Genomic DNA, 16,887 nt, shown 5'->3' with positions numbered 1-16,887 from the left:
GCTCATTCCTGTCGATAGATTTCGGTGATGCCGGCCGCGCCGAGCCTCGCCAGGCAGGCGGTAGCGGTTTCGCCGGGATGTCGTGCGCTGCGGATCATCGCTGCAACGCGGCCGATGCCGTGCGCGGCGTCGTAGCCCGGCCTGTATCCGGCGGGCAATGCCTTTGCCGTCCCGTCCACGACAAGTCCGGCTCCGTTTTCGCCACCGACCAGGGTCAGCGCCGCCGGACCGGGATGGGCGCAACCCTTGGCGCAGCCGGAGATGTGCAGCGTCAGCGAGGAATCGAGGATATCGCGGTCTTCCACGGCGATGGTCTCGGCGATGTTGCGTGTCGCGATGCGGCCCGAGGCACAGGCGGAAGCACCCGGGCAGGCGGCGATCCTGGTGCGCGGATCGGCTGCGTCGGTGACGAAGCCGAGGGTTGCGGCGGTTTTCTGGAGTGAAAGACATGCGGCTGGGGAGAGGCCAAGCAAAAGCAGCGTGCGACCCGGCGCCAGACGGATTTCGGTGGTGCCGAGGATGAGGGCGTATTGGGTGAGATCGATAAGTTTTTGCGCTGGTATGCTGCCGAACGGCAGGCCGATGCCGAGGGAGGTACTGCCGGCTGCCAGATCGAAAACTCCGATGGGCCGGCGATCCTTCGCGCCCCCCTCTGTCCTGCCGGACATCTCCCCCTCTAGGGGGGAGATTGCGCCTTCGTCTCCGATTTCGCCAATCGCCGAAGGTGCTGGGGGGAAGCCGCCGGCGAAGCTGCCGATCTCCCCCCTTGTGGGGGAGATGTCCGGCAGGACAGAGGGGGGCGCGACGGATCGCCAACTTGCGAGAGATCTCAGCTGCCTCGCCGTCAAATCCCGCGCATGGGCATCGCGGCCCTTTTCGGCAACCATCCTGAGAATGGCGACGGCGATGTCACAAGCCGCATCTTCCTCGGACATCGCCAGCGGCGTGGCACCCTGCGCATCTCCGGCGAGCGATACCCGCCACTTAATTCCGTCGGCGGCCCGCACCCCGACCAGCCTGACATCGGCCGTAACCGCATCCATTGTCAGCTGCCCGCCGCCGTCAACAATCACCGACACCTTCGGGCCAAGCCGTTGCGTAACACCGGCGTCCTCAATTGCCGCCCGAATCCGCTGCGCCATTGGGCGCGGGTCGGCTATCTCCTCCTGGTCGAGCCCGGCCAGCGGGCCGGTCTCGACCGGCACGCCGGTGCGCACCGCGATGCCGAGCGCATCGACCTCCATCGCCAGCAGCCGCGCGCTTGCCGACGTCAGGCCGCGGATCTGCAGGCTGCCGCGGGCGGTCACTTCCATGATACCGTTGCCATGGCGCAAGGCAGATTCGCAGAGTCCGATCAACGATTTCGGCAACAGTCCTCCAGCGACCGGATTGAGCCGCACCAGCAGCCCGTCGCCGGTCTGCATCGGCGCGGACAAGGCAGGGCAGGCGCCACGGCGCGAGAAAGCGTTCATGCCGCCACTCCCAGAGCTTGCGCTTCGGCAATCAGTGCGGCGAGATCGTCATCGATCGAATTGCGCAGCGGATGCCAGAGCCCGCGCCGCCGTGCCGACAGCAAACGCTCGGCAATCACCTTCGCCGCCGCCGGGTTCTCGCGCAGTATGAAGGCGCGCACCACGGGGTCGCCAAGATAGGCGTCGTGCATCGCCTCGATCAGCGTGCCCGATATGGCATGGGTAGTCTCAGCAAAGCCGACAAGCCGGTCGACCGTCTCGGCGAATTCCGAGGCGCCGCGCGGGCCATGACGCATCTGGCCGGCGATGAAGCGCGGGTTGACCGCGCGGGCGCGAACTACCCGGGATACGGCCTCACCAACCGAGCGCGGCTTCGGTCTTTGCGGGTCCGTGGTGTCGAGCACGATCACGTCGGCGTTTTTGCCGAGCGCGGCAAGTGCTGCCGAAAAGCCGCCGATGAAGGCGACGTCGGCCGAGCCTTCGAGGATGTCGCGGCCGGGGTCGTCGCCGCTATGAACCAGAAGGTCGGCCTCGGCGAGGCGATCCTCGAACGCGCCGGGCGCCGAAATGCCTTTGCCCTCTGAGCCGCCATAGGCGTGCGAGGTGGCGGCGAGATAGGTGCGGCCGATCTCTTCGCGCGCGGCCCAGTCGCCGCTCGACAACAAGTCCTCGACGCCCGCGCCGTAAGTGCCCGGCGAGGTGCCGAAAATGCGCGGGCCGATCTTGCCGTCGATGCGGGTCCTAGCGGCGAGCGGGTTTTCCGAATCGTCCTCGTCGCGGGTCGCCACCGCGTTGGCCGCGGCGTCGATCAGCGCGATCTGGGTCGGGAACATGTCGCGGAACAGGCCCGATATGCGCCAGGTGACATCGATGCGCGGAAGGCCGAGTGTTGCCGGCGGCAGCACATCTATGCCGGTGATGCGGCCGGTGGCGGAATCCCATTGCGGCCGGCAGCCCATTAGCGCCAGGCCTTGCGCGATCTCCTCACCGCCGGTGCGCAGCGAGGCCGAGCCCCACAGGTCGATGACCAGCGAGCGCGGCCAGTCGCCATGCGATTGCATGTAGCTGCGGACCACTTCTTCCGCTGCCATCTTGCCCAGATCATAGGCGGTCGGCGTCGGCATGGTGCGCGGGTCGGCGGTAAACAAATTGCGGCCGGTGGGCAGCACATCGCTCCGGCCACGCGCCGGCGCACCGGCCGGACCGGCAGCGACGTGGCGGCCATCGAGGGCGGCAAGCAGCGCGGTTTTTTCAGCTGCCGCACTTTGCCGCCGCAACGGATCAGCCTCGCCTTCCGGCGCGCGGCCGTAAATGTGCAGGCCGTCCTTGATGGCGAAATCCTTGAGATCGCAGAGCCAGGCGTCGATGCGGCGCAAAGCCTCGTCGGCTGCGTCGGTCCTGGCGACGCCTGCCTCTGAGGCGAGGCCGGTCTTTTCCGCCGTCTCGACGATCAGCTTCGCCAGGCGGTCGCGGCGGCGGCGGTCGAGCCCGTCGGCCTGGGCATATTCGTCAACCAGTCGTTCAAGCCTGTGCTGGTTTTCGTCCAGCCCGGCGCCGGTCAGCGGCGGCGGCAGATGGCCGAGCGTGACGGCGGCAATGCGCCGCTTGGCCTGCGCTGCCTCTCCCGGGTTGGAGACGATGAAGGGATAGATGACGGGCAGGGGACCGGTGACTATCTCGGGAAAGCAGTTTTCGCTGAGCGCCACGGTCTTGCCGGGCAGCCACTCCAGCGTGCCGTGGGCGCCGACATGGACAATTGCATGGATGCCGAGCGACTTGCGCAGCCAGAGGCCAAAGGCGACCAGCGCATGGCGCGGCGGCAGCGTCGGGTCGTGATAGTCGGCGCGGCGGTCGGCTGAGCGCCCGCGGTCAGGTGCGAGTGCCACGGTGACGTTGCCGAAGGTGGCTGCGCGGAAGGCGAATTTTGCGGCGCTAGGCGCCTGAACACCCCCCTCTGTCCTGCCGGACATCTCCCCCTCAAGGGGGGAGATTGCGCTGTTGTCTCTGCTTTCGCCAATCACCAAGGATGTTGAGAGAGAGCCGTCGGCGAAACTGCCAATCTCCCCCCTTGAGGGGGAGATGTCCGGCAGGACAGAGGGGGGTGCCTCGCACAAACTTGTCTCATCTGCCGCATTCCCCCAAGCCGCCTCTACCGCAGCGATTGCCGCTGCAGGCAATTCCTTCGAAAAGGTCTGATAGTCGTGTAGGGCCAACCCTTGGCTGTCCTTTTCCAGCACCTCTAGCAACTCGCGCGGCGTTTGCGGAATCCTTTCAACGGCGTAGCCCTGTTCGCTCAGGTCGTGCAGCATTGCCAGCACGCTGGACGGCACGTCGAGACCAACCGCGTAGCCGGTGCGACCGGGGGCGCTCGGATAGTCGGGGATCAGGATGGCGAGCTTGCGCTCCGCACGCGGCGTCCGCTGCAGGCGCACGAAGGCCTCGACACGGTTCGCCACTTGCGCCACGCGGTCGGGCTCAGGCCGGTTGGCGAAGGCGCGGAAGGCCAGCGCCGGGTCGGTTTCGCTTTCGCTCTTGAATGAAATGGCGCCGGCCAGGATGCGGCCGTCGAGCTCGGGCAGGACGACATGCATGGCAAGGTCGGCGGGCGCCAGGCCGCGCTGATTGGTTTGCCAGATGTCGCGGCGGGTGGTCGCGACGATGACCTGGAACACCGGCACGCCGGCGCGGTCGAACAGGGTTTCGACACCGGGCTCGGCACCCGAGGCGAAAGCTGTGGCGGTGATGATGGCGGCAGGCTTCAGGGTTGCGAGCGCGGTTTCGACAAAGGCGAGCGACGCCGGGTCCTTGAGGCTGGAGACGAACAGAGGCACGGGAGCCATGCCGCGGTGGCGCAGGGCTTCGAAAAGCGCGTCGATGGGCGCGACATCGGCGGCGAGCAGCATCGAACGGTAGAAGAGAATTGGCACGACGTCCCCCTTCCCCTCGAGGGTAGGGTGGCCCGCAGGGCCGGGTGCGGTCGTCACGGCAGTGCGCGACGTTTTGTGTAGGCGCGCTTCGGAGAGGACCCCACCCCCGGCCTGCGGCCGGACCCTCCCCTCGAGGGGGAGGGGGACGCCGCGTTCTACTACCCCCAGTCCCGGCTCGTAAAATCCCGCCTTTGGCACGCTAACAGGTTCGGCTACCGCCGCACCCGATCCAGCGAGACTTGCCAGCCTCTGCACCAGCGCCGTCATATTTGCCGGCCCGCCCTCGCGGAAATAGCCAAGCAGGGCGTCCAACTCCTCGCGCGGCAGCGTCGAGCCTTCGATCAGTCGCAAATCCTCGTCGTGGCTCTCGCCCGGTAGGAGCGCCAGCTTGATACCGCGATTTCGCGCGATAACGGCGAGCTGGTCGCAGCCATAGCGCCACCAGTCATAGCCGCCGAGGATGCGGACCAGAATGACCTTGGCGTGGCGGGCGACGCTGTCGATCCACAGGTCGACGGACATCGGATGGCGCAGGTCGCGCAAGGCGGCGAGCCGCATCGACGGCAGGCGGTGCGCATCTGCCTTCCACGCCGCCGCCAGCCCGGCCAGGTCGCTGTCGGTGAAGGACAGCGCCACGACATCCGCAGGCGTTTGCCTGAGATCGACGGGCTCGGCGAGATCGTCGAGCGAGGCGGATGTGGTGGTGAGGATGTGCATCGCGGCTCGTGCCTGGGGTCAGCCGGCGAGGATACGCTCGATGGCCGGGCGGTTCAGCCCTTTCAGGCCGATGACGACCAGGCGCGAGCGGCGGTCGTCTTCAGCGGTCCAGGCGCGGTCGTAATAGTGGTTGACGCGCGGACCGACGGCCTGCAGCAGGAGCCGCATCGGCTTGCCGCCGACTTCGACGAAACCCTTGACGCGCAACACGTTTTCTTCCTCCGCCGCCGTGGCGACCCGTTGTGCGAGCTCGTCCGGGTTGGACACAGACGCGATGTCGATGACGAACGAGTCAAAATCGTCATGTTCGTGGTCGAGCTCGTCGTCGTGGTGGGTCTTGCGATTCTCGATGTCGTCCTCGACGGCGAGGCCGAGGCCGAGCAGCACCGACGGGTCGACCTTGCCTTGCGAAGTCGGTACGATCTTCACCGCCCGCGCAACATGCTTTCCGATCACGGCATTGGCGCGGGCCGCGCCGGCTGTGTCCATCAGGTCGCTCTTCGACAGGATGATCAGGTCGGCGCAGGCGAGCTGGTCTTCGAACACTTCCTCGACCGGATCGTCATGGTCGAGCGTCTCGTCCTGCGCGCGCTGGGCCTGCAGGGCGTCCATGTCGTTGGCTACGCGGCCATCAGCCAGCGCCGGCCCGTCGACGACGGCGATGACGCCATCGACCGTGACGCGGCTTTTCACGGACGGCCACTGGAAGGCCTGGACCAGCGGCTTGGGCAAAGCAAGGCCGGATGTCTCGATCAGGATGTGGTCGACCCTCGGCGTCAGCGACAGGATCTGGTCCAGCGCCGGGACGAAATCATCGGCGACGGTGCAGCAGATGCAACCATTGGCCAGCTCGACGATGTTTTCCTCGGGGCAGGTGTCGATGGCGCAGCCCTTCAGAATCTCGCCGTCGATGCCGATGTCGCCGAACTCGTTGACGATGATGGCCAGGCGCTTGCCTTTGGCGTTTTCGAGCAAATGGCGGATCAACGTCGTCTTGCCGGCGCCGAGAAAGCCGGTGACCACGGTGCAGGGAACGCGCGAAAGGGAGGCAGCGGTCATGTCAGGTCCTTCAAAACGTCAAGGGGAGGGATGCGGGCAACCAGGCCGCGCTTCAGGCAATCGGGACGGCCGCGCCATGGAATGAGCCCATCCGTCGCGGTGGCGAACAGCTTTGCCCCGGTGACGAGATCGGCCCCGCTGGTCGTGGTCAGATCACCGAAGACGTAACTCCAGCAGCCGTCGCGCAGCATGGCCGCGCTGAGCCGGCGCTTGCAATTGCCGAGGCATTCGACGGTGCGGATTTTGATGTTTTCGCTGGAAGCGGCGCGGCGCGTGTCCTCTGCGAGCAGTTCGCCGGCGCGCGGATGAGCGTCCGAACCGGTCTCGTCACGGCAGGACGAGCAGACGATGACGGTAACGCCGGCCGGGGAATCACCATGGCCGGACAATAAATCCGCTGTCTCAGCCGGAAAACTGCTGTCGCGTTCCAAATCAGGCTCCTTGCCCGGAAAACCCGCCAGGCGATCGGATTCTTATGTCCTAGACGGCAGGTCTCCTGGCTCGCGGGTCATCGCCTGGGTGCCGCCTTCCCGGGAATATCCCAGTGGTTTTCGGCCTTGGCTCGTCGCTTACAGTTGCGGGGACAGCCGCGGATTTGAAATCGAGATTTCGCACCGCATTCCCTCTTGGCCCCTGCCGTTGCGGGCAGGGGACCGTCTGGAACGGATTTAGGCTTGTGGAGCCAGTCGTGTCAACGCACGTCTATGACGCGGCGATATCCGCGAGCGGCCGGCCGAGGTCGCCGGCAGCGGTCACCTCGATGCGTTCCAGGCCGAGCCAGCCCTGCATCTGCTTCAATTCCTCGAAAAGGGCGGCTGCGGTTTGTGGCGGGGCGCCGGGCTCCGCATAGGCGGCGTGGACGCGCAACACACCGGCCGGGCGGTCGGCCCTGAGGTCGACGCGCCCGACGATGCTGTCGCCGAGCAGGAATGGCAGCACATAATAGCCATACCGGCGCTTTTCGGCCGGCGTGTAGATCTCGATGCGGTAGTGGAAGTCGAACAACCGCTCGGTGCGCGACCGCTCGAAGACGACAGGATCGAACGGCGCGAGCAAGGCGCGCGCCTCGATCTTGCGCGGCAAACGGGCGTCCTTGTGGAGATAGGCTGTTTTGCTCCAGCCTTCGACGCTCACCGGCAACAGGTCGCCGGCCTCGACCAACTCCTCGATGCGGCCCTTGATGTCGGCGGGCGAGAGCCGGAAATAGTCGCGCAGGTCTCCTGCCGTGGCGATGCCGTGGGCGCGGGCCGAGATGCGCAGCAATTCGCGGTGAGCATCCTCGGGACAGGGAATCGGTAGCGCGAGTACCGCCGGCGGCAATACGCGCTCCGGCAGATCGTAGAACCGTTCGAAGCCGCGGCGATGCGCCGTGGTGATGCGGCCGGCCCAGAACAGCCATTCGAAGGCGTGCTTGGCATGGCTCCAGCCCCACCAGCCGCCCGAACCCTTCTGCCCTTCGAAAGCCGACGCTGCGATCGGGCCTCGTTCGGCGACCTCGCGATAGATGTCTTCGATATAGGCGGCGTGCTCGCGACCCCATTTGGCCAGTCCGCTGTACATTTCGTCGCCGCGTTCGGCCCGCTGCATGCGCCAGCGCATCAGCGGATAGGTCTCGACCGGCAAGAACGAGGCTTCATGCGCCCAATATTCGAAGACCATGCGCTTGCGCGTTACCGCGGCGTTGTCGAGCAACGCCAGCTTGTAAGGGCCAAGCCGCGAATAAAGAGGCATATAATGGGCGCGCACCACGGCGCTGACGGAATCGATCTGCAGCAGGCCGGTACGGGCAAGCACCCGGGCCAGATGCCGGCGGTCAGGCGTGCCGGTGGGGCGCGGGTCATTGAATCCCTGTGCCGCGAGCGCAATGCGACGGGCCGTGGCAAGCGAGATTCTTTCCTTCATGAAGGCGGCATCCGGACGATTTTAGACAGAGAAAATGACCTGCGATTCCGTGCCATGCTAGCAGGGTTTTGGCGGCATCCATGTCAGGAGAGAAAAGTGGAGTAAAAAGTGAAGGAAATCAAACAGGAGCGGATCGGACCAGTTTTCCCGGATATGCCGTCCAGCACCGCGATTTGAACAAGGTTTGACTTGCTTCGCCGAAAGCGCTGCGCTAACCCTCGCCGCGTTGCAGCATAGAGCCCCCTTAAAACGGTTCAGTGGTTAAACTGTCACGCTTCCGCAAGTGGGTCCGGTGCTGTAATCAGAGTGGATTGGCCGCCAACGGAAACTGCAGCATGAACGCACTTTTAGGTTCGTACCTGCCCATCGTCCTGTTCATCGGCGTGGCGCTGATCGTCGGGCTGGCGCTGCTCGCTGCACCGTTCCTGGTGGCCTACCGCAACCCCGATCCGGAAAAGCTTTCCGCCTATGAGTGCGGCTTCAACTCGTTCGACGACGCCCGCATGAAGTTCGATATCCGCTTCTACCTGGTGTCGATCCTGTTCATCATCTTCGATCTGGAGGTGGCCTTCCTGTTTCCTTGGGCGGTGTCGTTCAGCCAGATCGGCATGCTCGGTTTCTGGTCGATGATGGTGTTTTTGGCGGTGCTGACCATCGGCTTTGCCTATGAATGGAAAAAAGGAGCGCTGGAATGGGATTGAACGACAGTTCCGGCACGCTCGTCGCGCCGAAGCCCAAGGGCCTCATCGACCCCAACACCGGCAGGCCGGTCGGGTCCGACGATCCATTCTTCCTGGAGATCAACAACGAGCTCGCCGACAAGGGCTTTCTCGTCACCTCGACCGAGGCGCTCATCACCTGGGCGCGCAGCGGCTCGTTGATGTTCATGACCTTCGGTCTCGCCTGCTGCGCGGTCGAGATGATCCATACGTCGATGCCGCGCTATGACTCGGAGAGGTTCGGTGTCGCGCCGCGCGCGTCCCCGCGCCAGTCCGACATCATGATCGTCGCCGGCACGCTGACCAACAAGATGGCGCCGGCGCTGCGCAAGGTCTACGATCAGATGCCGGAGCCGCGCTACGTCATCTCGATGGGCTCCTGCGCCAATGGCGGCGGCTATTATCATTATTCCTATTCGGTGGTGCGGGGCTGCGACCGCATCGTGCCGGTCGACATCTACGTGCCCGGCTGCCCGCCGAGCGCCGAAGCGCTGCTCTACGGTATCCTTCTGCTGCAGAAGAAGATCCGCCGCACCGGCACGATCGAGCGGTGAGCGGCATGACCCAGGCGTTGAATGACCTCTCGACCTATCTCGGCGAGAAGCTGATCGGCCGGATCGGCGTGGCGGTGCTCGCCTATGGCGAACTCACCATCTCGGTCGAGCCGCGCGACCTGATCGAGGTGGTGACCTTCCTGCGCGACGACCCGAAGTGCCAGTTCATTTCGATCATCGACGTTTGCGGCGCCGATTATCCATCGCGCGCAAAGCGCTTCGACGTGGTCTATCACCTGCTGTCGCCGAGACAGAATATCCGCGTCCGCATCAAGGTCCAGGCCGACGAAGAGACGCTGGTGCCGTCGATCACCGGGATTTATCCCGGCGCCGACTGGTTCGAGCGCGAGACCTACGATCTCTACGGCGTGCTATTTTCAGGCCATCCGGATCTGCGGCGGATTTTGACCGATTACGGCTTTGAAGGCCATCCGCTGCGCAAGGACTTTCCGCTGACCGGCTTCGTCGAGGTGCGTTACGACGACGAAGCCAAGCGCGTCATCTACGAGCCGGTGGAGCTCAAGCAGGAATTCCGCAATTTCGATTTTCTGTCTCCGTGGGAAGGTACGGATTACGTGCTTCCGGGGGATGAAAAGGCAAAGCAGTAAATGGCTGAAACCTCCGTTCGCAACTTCAACATCAATTTTGGCCCGCAACACCCTGCGGCGCATGGCGTTTTGCGCCTCGTGCTGGAGCTTGACGGCGAAGTCGTCGATCGCGTCGATCCGCATATCGGGCTGTTGCACCGCGGCACGGAAAAGCTGATCGAGGCCAAGACTTATCTGCAGGCCGTGCCCTATCTCGACCGGCTCGATTATTGCGCGCCGATGAACCAGGAGCACGCCTTTGCGCTCGCCGCCGAGCGGCTGCTCGGCATCGAGGTGCCGAAGCGCGGCCAGTTGATCCGAGTGCTCTATTCGGAAATCGGCCGCATCATGTCGCACATCCTCAACGTGACGACGCAGGCGATGGATGTCGGCGCGCTGACGCCGCCGCTGTGGGGCTTCGTCGAACGCGAAAAGCTGATGGTGTTCTATGAGCGTGCCAGCGGCTCGCGCATGCACGCGGCCTATTTCCGCCCCGGCGGCGTGCATCAGGACCTGCCGCAGAAGCTGATCGAGGACATCGGCAGCTGGATCGACCCGTTCCTGAAATCGCTCGACGACCTCGACTCACTCTTGACCGGCAACCGCATCTTCAAGCAGCGCAATGTCGACATCGCGACGGTGTCTCTGGCCGACGCCTGGGCCTGGGGTTTTTCCGGCGTCATGGTGCGCGGCTCGGGTGCACCCTGGGACCTGCGCAAATCGCAGCCCTATGAATGTTACGCCGAGATGGATTTCGACATTCCGATCGGCAAGAACGGTGACTGTTTCGACCGCTATCTGGTGCGCATGGAAGAGATGCGCCAGTCGGCCAAGATCATGCGCCAATGCGTCGACCTGTTGCTCGGTAAGGAGGGCAGCGGGCCGGTGTCCAACCTCGACGGCAAGGTGGTGCCGCCGAAGCGCGCGGCGATGAAGCGCTCGATGGAAGCGCTGATCCATCACTTCAAGCTCTACACCGAAGGCTACCGCGTGCCGGCCGGCGAGGTCTATGCCGCCGTCGAGGCGCCGAAGGGCGAGTTCGGCGTCTATCTGGTCTCCGACGGCACCAACAAGCCCTATCGCTGCAAGCTGCGCGCGCCGGGTTTTGCCCATCTCCAGGCCATGGATTTCCTGTGCCGCGGCCACATGCTGGCCGACGTCACCGCTGTGCTTGGTTCCCTCGATATCGTGTTTGGTGAGGTCGATCGGTGATGATGGGAATGGCTCGACCGTCAAAGGCGTTTCTGGCCGCGGCATGCCTTGCGGCTTCCGCTGAAGTGTCGCTTGCTGGGTCCGGTGAGGGTCTCTCGTCAACCGATCTTCTCAAAGAGGGGTTCAAGCTTATTGCAGAAGGCGATCTGCTTACAGTCCGTGGCTTGAGCACCCAGACCCCAGCAATGGATGAGGGCATTCTTGTCCATGGCCGGCCGTCGACATCGTCCAACTGCGCGGTTCATGACAACCTCGTAGCGTCATTGATCCCCGAAGAATATCGTTGCAAGCCAATAGCTTGGGTGTATAGCCGCTATGACGGATACATCCGCCTGAAGCGTGGAAATGAAGAGTTCGTATGCGTTTTGGGGCGATCCGAGGATTGCTATCGCGCCTACAGCTCTAATCAGTAGAAACATAGAAGCGAAATCGTAATGTCAGTCCGCCGTCTCGCAGAAGCCAGCCTCCAGCCAGCCTCCTTCGCCTTCAACCGGGCGAATGCGGCGGCGGCGAAGCAGTGGATCAAGAAATATCCGAAGGGGCGCGAGCAATCCGCGGTCATCCCCTTGCTGATGCTGGCGCAGGAACAGGAAGGCTGGGTGACCAAGGCGGCGATCGAGACGATCTCCGACATGCTCGACATGCCCTATATCCGTGGGCTGGAAGTCGCCACCTTCTATACGCAATACCAGCTCAATCCGGTCGGCAGCCGCGCTCATATCCAGGTCTGCGGCACCACGCCCTGCATGCTGCGCGGCTCGGAAGCGCTGATGGATGTGTGCCGCTCGAAGATCCATCACGACCAGTTTCACACCAATGACAAGGGCACGCTGTCGTGGGAGGAGGTCGAGTGCCTCGGCGCCTGCGTCAACGCACCGATGGTGATGATCTTTAGGGATACTTTTGAGGATTTGACGCCGGAGCGGTTTGCCGAGATCATCGACCTCTATGACGCCGGCAAAGGTGCTTCGGTGACGCCAGGACCGCAAAACGGCCGCATCACCTCGGAGCCGGCCAGCGGCCTGACGACCCTCAAGAGCGAAAAGGCGATCCTCAAGGCGACCCGCGACCGGGAAACCAGGGCGGCGGCCAAGGCCGCCAAGGATGCAGAGCCGGCGGCTGCCGCCGCAGCATCAGTTCCGCCAGCTGCTCCTGCGGCGCCGGTTGCGCCCTCGAATGCCAGCAAGCCGAAAACCGATGCGGTCGAGACCAGCCCGGCGCTGAAATCGCCGTCGGCGACAAAAGTCGCGCCCGCGGTGGAGAAGGCGGCGAGCGTCGCAGCGCCTCTGCATTCGGCCGCCAATGCCAATAAGGCCGAGCCGCAGGTCGAGGACGTCTCGAAACAGCGCAAGGGCCCCAAGAACAAGGCCGAGCCGGCGTCTGCCTTCAAGGCGCCGGAGGCCAAGGTTAAACCGGCGAAGGCTGTCGCCAAGGCGGCCAAGCCGTCGCCCGGAAACAAGAGCCGGCCGACCGGCAAGAAGCCGGTCTGAGGAACGAGCAATGCTTCAGGACAGAGACCGCATCTTCAACAACATCTACGGCCGCTTCGACAAGTCGCTGGCCGGCGCCATGGCGCGCGGCGCCTGGGACAACACGCCCGGCATCGTTGCCAAGGGGCGCGAGTGGATCGTCAACGAGATGAAGGCATCGGGCCTGCGCGGCCGCGGCGGTGCCGGTTTCCCGACCGGGCTCAAATGGTCGTTCATGCCCAAACAAAGCGACGGCCGGCCGAGCTATCTCGTCGTCAATGCCGACGAGTCCGAGCCCGGTACCTGCAAGGACCGCGACATACTGCGCCACGACCCGCACACGCTGGTCGAAGGCTGCCTGCTTGCCGGCTTCGCCATGGGCGCGGTCGCAGCCTACATCTATGTGCGCGGCGAGTTCATCCGCGAGCGCGAGGCGCTGCAGCGCGCCATCGACGAGGCCTATGCGGCCAAGCTGATCGGCAAGAACAACACATCCGGCTACGATTTCGACATCTACATGCATCACGGCGCCGGCGCCTATATCTGCGGCGAGGAGACGGCGCTGCTCGAAAGCCTCGAGGGCAAAAAGGGCCAGCCGCGGCTGAAGCCGCCATTTCCGGCAAATGTCGGCCTCTATGGCTGCCCGACGACAGTCAACAATGTCGAGTCCATCGCTGTCGCGCCGACCATCCTGCGCCGCGGTGCCGCCTGGTTCTCGTCCTTCGGCCGGCCCAACAATGTCGGCACCAAGCTGTTCTGCATCTCCGGCCACGTCAACAATCCGTGCACGGTCGAAGAGGCGATGTCGATCCCGTTCCGCGAGCTGATCGAGACGCATTGCGGCGGCATTCGCGGCGGCTGGGACAATCTGCTGGCGGTCATTCCGGGCGGCGCCTCGGTGCCGCTGGTGCCGGCCGAGCAGATCATCGACGCGCCGATGGATTTCGACGCGCTGCGCGACCTGAAATCGGGCCTCGGCACGGCGGCTGTCATCGTCATGGACAAATCGACCGATATCGTGAAAGCGATCGCGCGGCTGTCCTATTTCTACAAGCACGAGAGCTGCGGCCAGTGCACGCCCTGCCGTGAGGGCACCGGCTGGATGTGGCGGGTGATGGAACGGCTGGTGCGCGGTGAGGCGCAGAAGCGCGAGATCGACATGCTGCTCGACGTGACGAAGCAGGTCGAGGGCCACACGATCTGTGCGCTGGGCGATGCGGCAGCATGGCCGATCCAGGGCCTGATGCGGCATTTCCGCGGCGAGGTGGAGCGGCGCATCGACGAGTTTTCGCGCAACGCACATCGCGCCGAACCGGTGCTGGCGGCGGCGGAATAGAAGAATTCAAAAAATTGCGGGCGAATGCCCGAAACGAGGAAACGAGCGCGGGGCAGACGGAAACGACCAGGAGACCACCTATGTCGCTGTTTTCGACACCCGACGATTTTACGCCCGATATGGACCCGTTGTTGAAGATGAACCAGGATCTGACCAGGATGATGCCGAAGGAGATGGCCAATGCCGTCAATCTCCTGGCGCATCCTGTCGCGGGCGCGGCGGCGATGACGGCACTCGGCATCGGCCTTGCCAACCACGCCTTTGGCATCTGGATGGGCGTGCTTTCAGGCGCGGCCGAGACCTCGCAGCGGCTTTGGCAGCCAGTCGCCGAGGATTTCGAGGCGCGAATGGAACGCGTTTCCGCGACCGGCAAAAGCTCATCGATAAAGGCGCGCGCGGCGACCAAAACCCTGATTGCCGAAGCGCAGTCCTTCGCCAACGATGTGACCGATATTGCGACGAGCACCGCTGCGCGGAGCTTGGCGAATGGCAGCACCGTTGCAGCGGATGCGTCGGCCGGGCTGATGCCGGAGGATTTCAAGCAGCCCAAGCCGATGGATCGGCCAGCCAAGCCCGCCGACCTCAAGGCGATATCGGGCATCGGGCCGAAACTGGAAAAGGTGCTGAACGGCCTTGGCATTTGGACATACGCCCAGATCGCCGCGTGGACGCCGCAAGAGATCGCCTGGGTCGAAGATTACCTGTCGTTGAAGGGCCGCATCGGCCGTGACGGCTGGATCGGTCAGGCGGCCGCGTTGGCCGGGGCCAAAAAGTGAATTCAATATCGTGCGCGGTCTCGGCTGCGCCCGGAAGGAAAGATTGCGGAACGTCCGCAGGGGTTTGAGGCGAAATGGCAAAGCTCAAGGTCGACGGGAAAGAGATCACTGTACCCGACCATTACACGCTGCTGCAGGCGGCCGAGGACGCCGGCGCGGAAGTGCCGCGCTTCTGCTTCCACGAGCGGCTGTCGATCGCCGGCAATTGCCGCATGTGCCTAATTGAGGTGAAGGGCGGCCCGCCCAAGCCGCAGGCATCCTGCGCCATGGGCGTGCGCGACCTGCGCCCCGGCCCGAACGGCGAGCCGCCGGAAATCTTCACCAACACGCCGATGGTCAAGAAGGCGCGCGAAGGCGTGATGGAATTCCTGCTGATCAACCATCCGCTGGACTGCCCGATCTGCGACCAGGGCGGCGAGTGCGACCTGCAGGACCAGGCGATGGCGTTCGGAGTCGATTCCTCGCGCTACCATGAGAACAAGCGGGCGGTCGAAGACAAGTATATCGGGCCGCTGGTCAAGACGATCATGAACCGCTGCATCCATTGCACGCGCTGCGTCCGCTTCACCACCGAGATTGCGGGCATATCCGAGCTCGGCCTGATCGGCCGCGGCGAGGATGCCGAGATCACCACCTATCTCGAAAGCGCGATGACTTCGGAACTGCAGGGCAATGTCATCGACCTTTGCCCGGTCGGTGCGCTGACCTCCAAACCCTACGCCTTCCAGGCACGGCCGTGGGAACTGACCAAGACCGAATCCATCGACGTGATGGACGCTGTCGGCTCGGCGATCCGAGTCGATAGCCGAGGCCGCGAAGTGATGCGCATCCTGCCGCGTACCAACGAGGCGGTGAACGAGGAGTGGATTTCCGACAAGACCCGCTTCATCTGGGACGGTTTGCGCACGCAGCGCCTCGACCGCCCCTATGTGCGCAAGGACGGCAGACTGGCCCCGGCAAGCTGGGCCGAGGCTTTTGCCGCGATCAAGGAAGCGGTGTCGAATGCGGCACCCGAAAAGATCGGTGCCATTGCCGGCGATCTCGCAGCCGTCGAGGAGATCTACGCGCTGAAGCTTCTGATGGCTTCGCTCGGCTCGAAGAACACCGACTGCCGCCAGGACGGCGCCGCACTCGATCCGTCGCTCGGCCGGGCGAGCTATGTCTTCAACCCGACCATCGAAGGCATCGAACAGGCCGATGCGGTGCTGATCATCGGCGCCAATCCGCGCTTCGAGGCATCCTTGCTCAACGCCCGCATCCGCAAGCGCTGGCGGGCCGGCAATCTGCCGGTCGGCGTCATCGGCGATGTCGGCGATACGCGCTATGATTACGAGCAGCTCGGCGCCGGGCCGGAATCGCTGAAGGATCTGGCCGACGGTAACGGCAAGTTCTTCCAGCTGCTGAAGAAGGCGACGCATCCGCTGATCATCGTCGGCCAGGGTGCGCTGGCGCGTCCGGACGGGGCGGCCGTGCTCGGCCAGGCGGCGAAGCTCGCCGTCGCCGTCAATGCCGCTAGGGCCGACTGGAACGGCTTTGCCGTGCTGCACACCGCCGCGGCACGCGTCGGCGGCCTCGATGTCGGCTTTGTGCCGGGCGAGGGCGGCAGGAACGTCGCCGGCATGCTGGGCGAGACCGATGTGCTGTTCCTGCTCGGCGCCGACGAAATCGATATGGCCAAGACCGGCGGCGCTTTCGTCGTCTATATCGGCACGCATGGCGACAAGGGCGCACACCGCGCCAACGTCATCCTGCCGGGAGCCGCCTATACCGAGAAGTCGGGCACCTTCGTCAACACCGAAGGCCGCGTGCAGCAGACCAACCGGGCCGGCTTCGCGCCCGGCGAGGCGCGCGAAGACTGGGCGATCCTTCGGGCACTGTCGGATGTGCTCGGCAAGAAGCTACCGTTCGATTCGCTGCCGCAGCTACGCGCAAAGCTCTATGCGGAATACCCGCATCTTGCCCGCATCGACCATGTCGCGGCCGGCGACCCGGCCGACATCGCCAGGGTTGCCAAGCTCGGCGGGCGGCTGAACAAGGGCACCTTCACCTCGCCGGTCAAGGATTTCTACCTGACCAACCCGATCGCGCGGGCTTCCGCGGTGATGGCCGAATGCTCGGCTTTGGCGAAGAACGGCTTCAGGCAGGCGGCGGAGTAGA

The 16,887-nt window shown here is 64.5% G+C and carries 13 protein-coding genes and 1 riboswitch; of the genes, 8 read left to right on the top strand and 5 right to left on the bottom strand.

What is annotated here, in order from left to right; translation table 11 throughout:
* Positions 1–2 precede the first annotated feature (2 nt).
* From cobG to X773_RS53545, 5 genes are all read right to left on the bottom strand, one after another.
* Complete coding sequence (cobG, locus tag X773_RS53565) at positions 3–1,472, bottom strand: precorrin-3B synthase (RefSeq protein WP_023676636.1); 1,470 nt, start codon at positions 1,470–1,472, stop codon at positions 3–5.
* Complete coding sequence (locus X773_RS53560; RefSeq protein ID WP_023676635.1) at positions 1,469–5,116, bottom strand: cobaltochelatase subunit CobN; 3,648 nt, start codon at positions 5,114–5,116, stop codon at positions 1,469–1,471. The genes cobG and X773_RS53560 overlap by 4 nt, the downstream gene beginning before the upstream one ends.
* Before the next feature lie 18 nt (positions 5,117–5,134).
* Positions 5,135–6,175: a cobalamin biosynthesis protein CobW gene (cobW, locus tag X773_RS53555; protein ID WP_023676634.1), complete on the bottom strand. Its 1,041-nt coding sequence runs from the start codon at positions 6,173–6,175 to the stop codon at positions 5,135–5,137.
* Entirely contained in the window at positions 6,172–6,606 is a 435-nt protein-coding gene (locus X773_RS53550) for a DUF1636 family protein (protein ID WP_023676633.1), read from the bottom strand. The genes cobW and X773_RS53550 overlap by 4 nt, the downstream gene beginning before the upstream one ends.
* Positions 6,607–6,643: 37 nt before the next feature.
* Positions 6,644–6,848: riboswitch (cobalamin riboswitch) on the bottom strand.
* Positions 6,849–6,877: 29 nt separating this feature from the next.
* Positions 6,878–8,077, bottom strand: a complete 1,200-nt coding sequence (locus tag X773_RS53545; RefSeq protein ID WP_023676632.1) for a winged helix-turn-helix domain-containing protein — start codon at positions 8,075–8,077, stop codon at positions 6,878–6,880.
* A 335-nt stretch (positions 8,078–8,412) separates the two neighbouring features.
* On the opposite strand from X773_RS53545, the gene X773_RS53540 reads away from it, so the two are divergent.
* The 8 genes from X773_RS53540 to nuoG all read left to right on the top strand — a co-directional run bounded on the left by X773_RS53540 (position 8,413) and on the right by nuoG (position 16,886).
* Complete coding sequence (locus tag X773_RS53540; RefSeq protein ID WP_023676631.1) at positions 8,413–8,778, top strand: NADH-quinone oxidoreductase subunit A; 366 nt, start codon at positions 8,413–8,415, stop codon at positions 8,776–8,778.
* Positions 8,769–9,350, top strand: coding sequence for an NADH-quinone oxidoreductase subunit B (locus X773_RS53535; protein WP_023670824.1), 582 nt, complete (start codon positions 8,769–8,771; stop codon positions 9,348–9,350). Before X773_RS53540 ends, X773_RS53535 begins: the two co-directional genes overlap by 10 nt.
* A 5-nt stretch (positions 9,351–9,355) precedes the next feature.
* Positions 9,356–9,958, top strand: coding sequence for an NADH-quinone oxidoreductase subunit C (locus X773_RS53530; protein WP_023676630.1), 603 nt, complete (start codon positions 9,356–9,358; stop codon positions 9,956–9,958).
* Positions 9,959–11,149, top strand: a complete 1,191-nt coding sequence (locus X773_RS53525; RefSeq protein ID WP_023676629.1) for an NADH-quinone oxidoreductase subunit D — start codon at positions 9,959–9,961, stop codon at positions 11,147–11,149.
* A gap of 434 nt (positions 11,150–11,583) precedes the next feature.
* On the top strand, positions 11,584–12,639 hold the full coding sequence (gene nuoE, locus X773_RS53520; RefSeq protein ID WP_023676627.1) for an NADH-quinone oxidoreductase subunit NuoE: 1,056 nt from the start codon (positions 11,584–11,586) through the stop codon (positions 12,637–12,639).
* Positions 12,640–12,649: 10 nt separating this feature from the next.
* Complete coding sequence (nuoF, locus tag X773_RS53515) at positions 12,650–13,954, top strand: NADH-quinone oxidoreductase subunit NuoF (protein ID WP_023676626.1); 1,305 nt, start codon at positions 12,650–12,652, stop codon at positions 13,952–13,954.
* Between the two features lie 80 nt (positions 13,955–14,034).
* Positions 14,035–14,730 carry an NADH-ubiquinone dehydrogenase subunit gene (locus tag X773_RS53510; protein WP_023676625.1) on the top strand — a complete coding sequence of 232 codons (696 nt, stop codon included), beginning with the start codon at positions 14,035–14,037 and terminating at the stop codon, positions 14,728–14,730.
* Between the two features lie 74 nt (positions 14,731–14,804).
* Positions 14,805–16,886: an NADH-quinone oxidoreductase subunit NuoG gene (gene nuoG / locus X773_RS53505; protein WP_023676624.1), complete on the top strand. Its 2,082-nt coding sequence runs from the start codon at positions 14,805–14,807 to the stop codon at positions 16,884–16,886.
* The last annotated feature ends 1 nt before the right edge of the window (position 16,887 follow it).

Source organism: Mesorhizobium sp. LSJC280B00 (assembly GCF_000502835.1).
Taxonomy (GTDB): domain Bacteria; phylum Pseudomonadota; class Alphaproteobacteria; order Rhizobiales; family Rhizobiaceae; genus Mesorhizobium.
This window is presented reverse-complemented; position numbering and strand designations above follow the sequence as displayed.

Bases quoted from the DNA above. Each gene is read 5' to 3' on its own strand.
- X773_RS53525 (WP_023676629.1), top strand. From the start codon at position 9,959: ATGGCTGAAACCTCCGTTCGCAACTTCAACATCAATTTTGGCCCGCAA.
- nuoF (WP_023676626.1), top strand. From the start codon at position 12,650: ATGCTTCAGGACAGAGACCGCATCTTCAACAACATCTACGGCCGCTTC.
- X773_RS53560 (WP_023676635.1), bottom strand. From the start codon at position 5,116: ATGCACATCCTCACCACCACATCCGCCTCGCTCGACGATCTCGCCGAG.
- X773_RS53530 (WP_023676630.1), top strand. From the start codon at position 9,356: ATGACCCAGGCGTTGAATGACCTCTCGACCTATCTCGGCGAGAAGCTG.
- nuoE (WP_023676627.1), top strand. From the start codon at position 11,584: ATGTCAGTCCGCCGTCTCGCAGAAGCCAGCCTCCAGCCAGCCTCCTTC.
- X773_RS53535 (WP_023670824.1), top strand. From the start codon at position 8,769: ATGGGATTGAACGACAGTTCCGGCACGCTCGTCGCGCCGAAGCCCAAG.
- cobG (WP_023676636.1), bottom strand. From the start codon at position 1,472: ATGAACGCTTTCTCGCGCCGTGGCGCCTGCCCTGCCTTGTCCGCGCCG.
- cobW (WP_023676634.1), bottom strand. From the start codon at position 6,175: ATGACCGCTGCCTCCCTTTCGCGCGTTCCCTGCACCGTGGTCACCGGC.
- X773_RS53510 (WP_023676625.1), top strand. From the start codon at position 14,035: ATGTCGCTGTTTTCGACACCCGACGATTTTACGCCCGATATGGACCCG.
- nuoG (WP_023676624.1), top strand. From the start codon at position 14,805: ATGGCAAAGCTCAAGGTCGACGGGAAAGAGATCACTGTACCCGACCAT.
- X773_RS53545 (WP_023676632.1), bottom strand. From the start codon at position 8,077: ATGAAGGAAAGAATCTCGCTTGCCACGGCCCGTCGCATTGCGCTCGCG.
- X773_RS53540 (WP_023676631.1), top strand. From the start codon at position 8,413: ATGAACGCACTTTTAGGTTCGTACCTGCCCATCGTCCTGTTCATCGGC.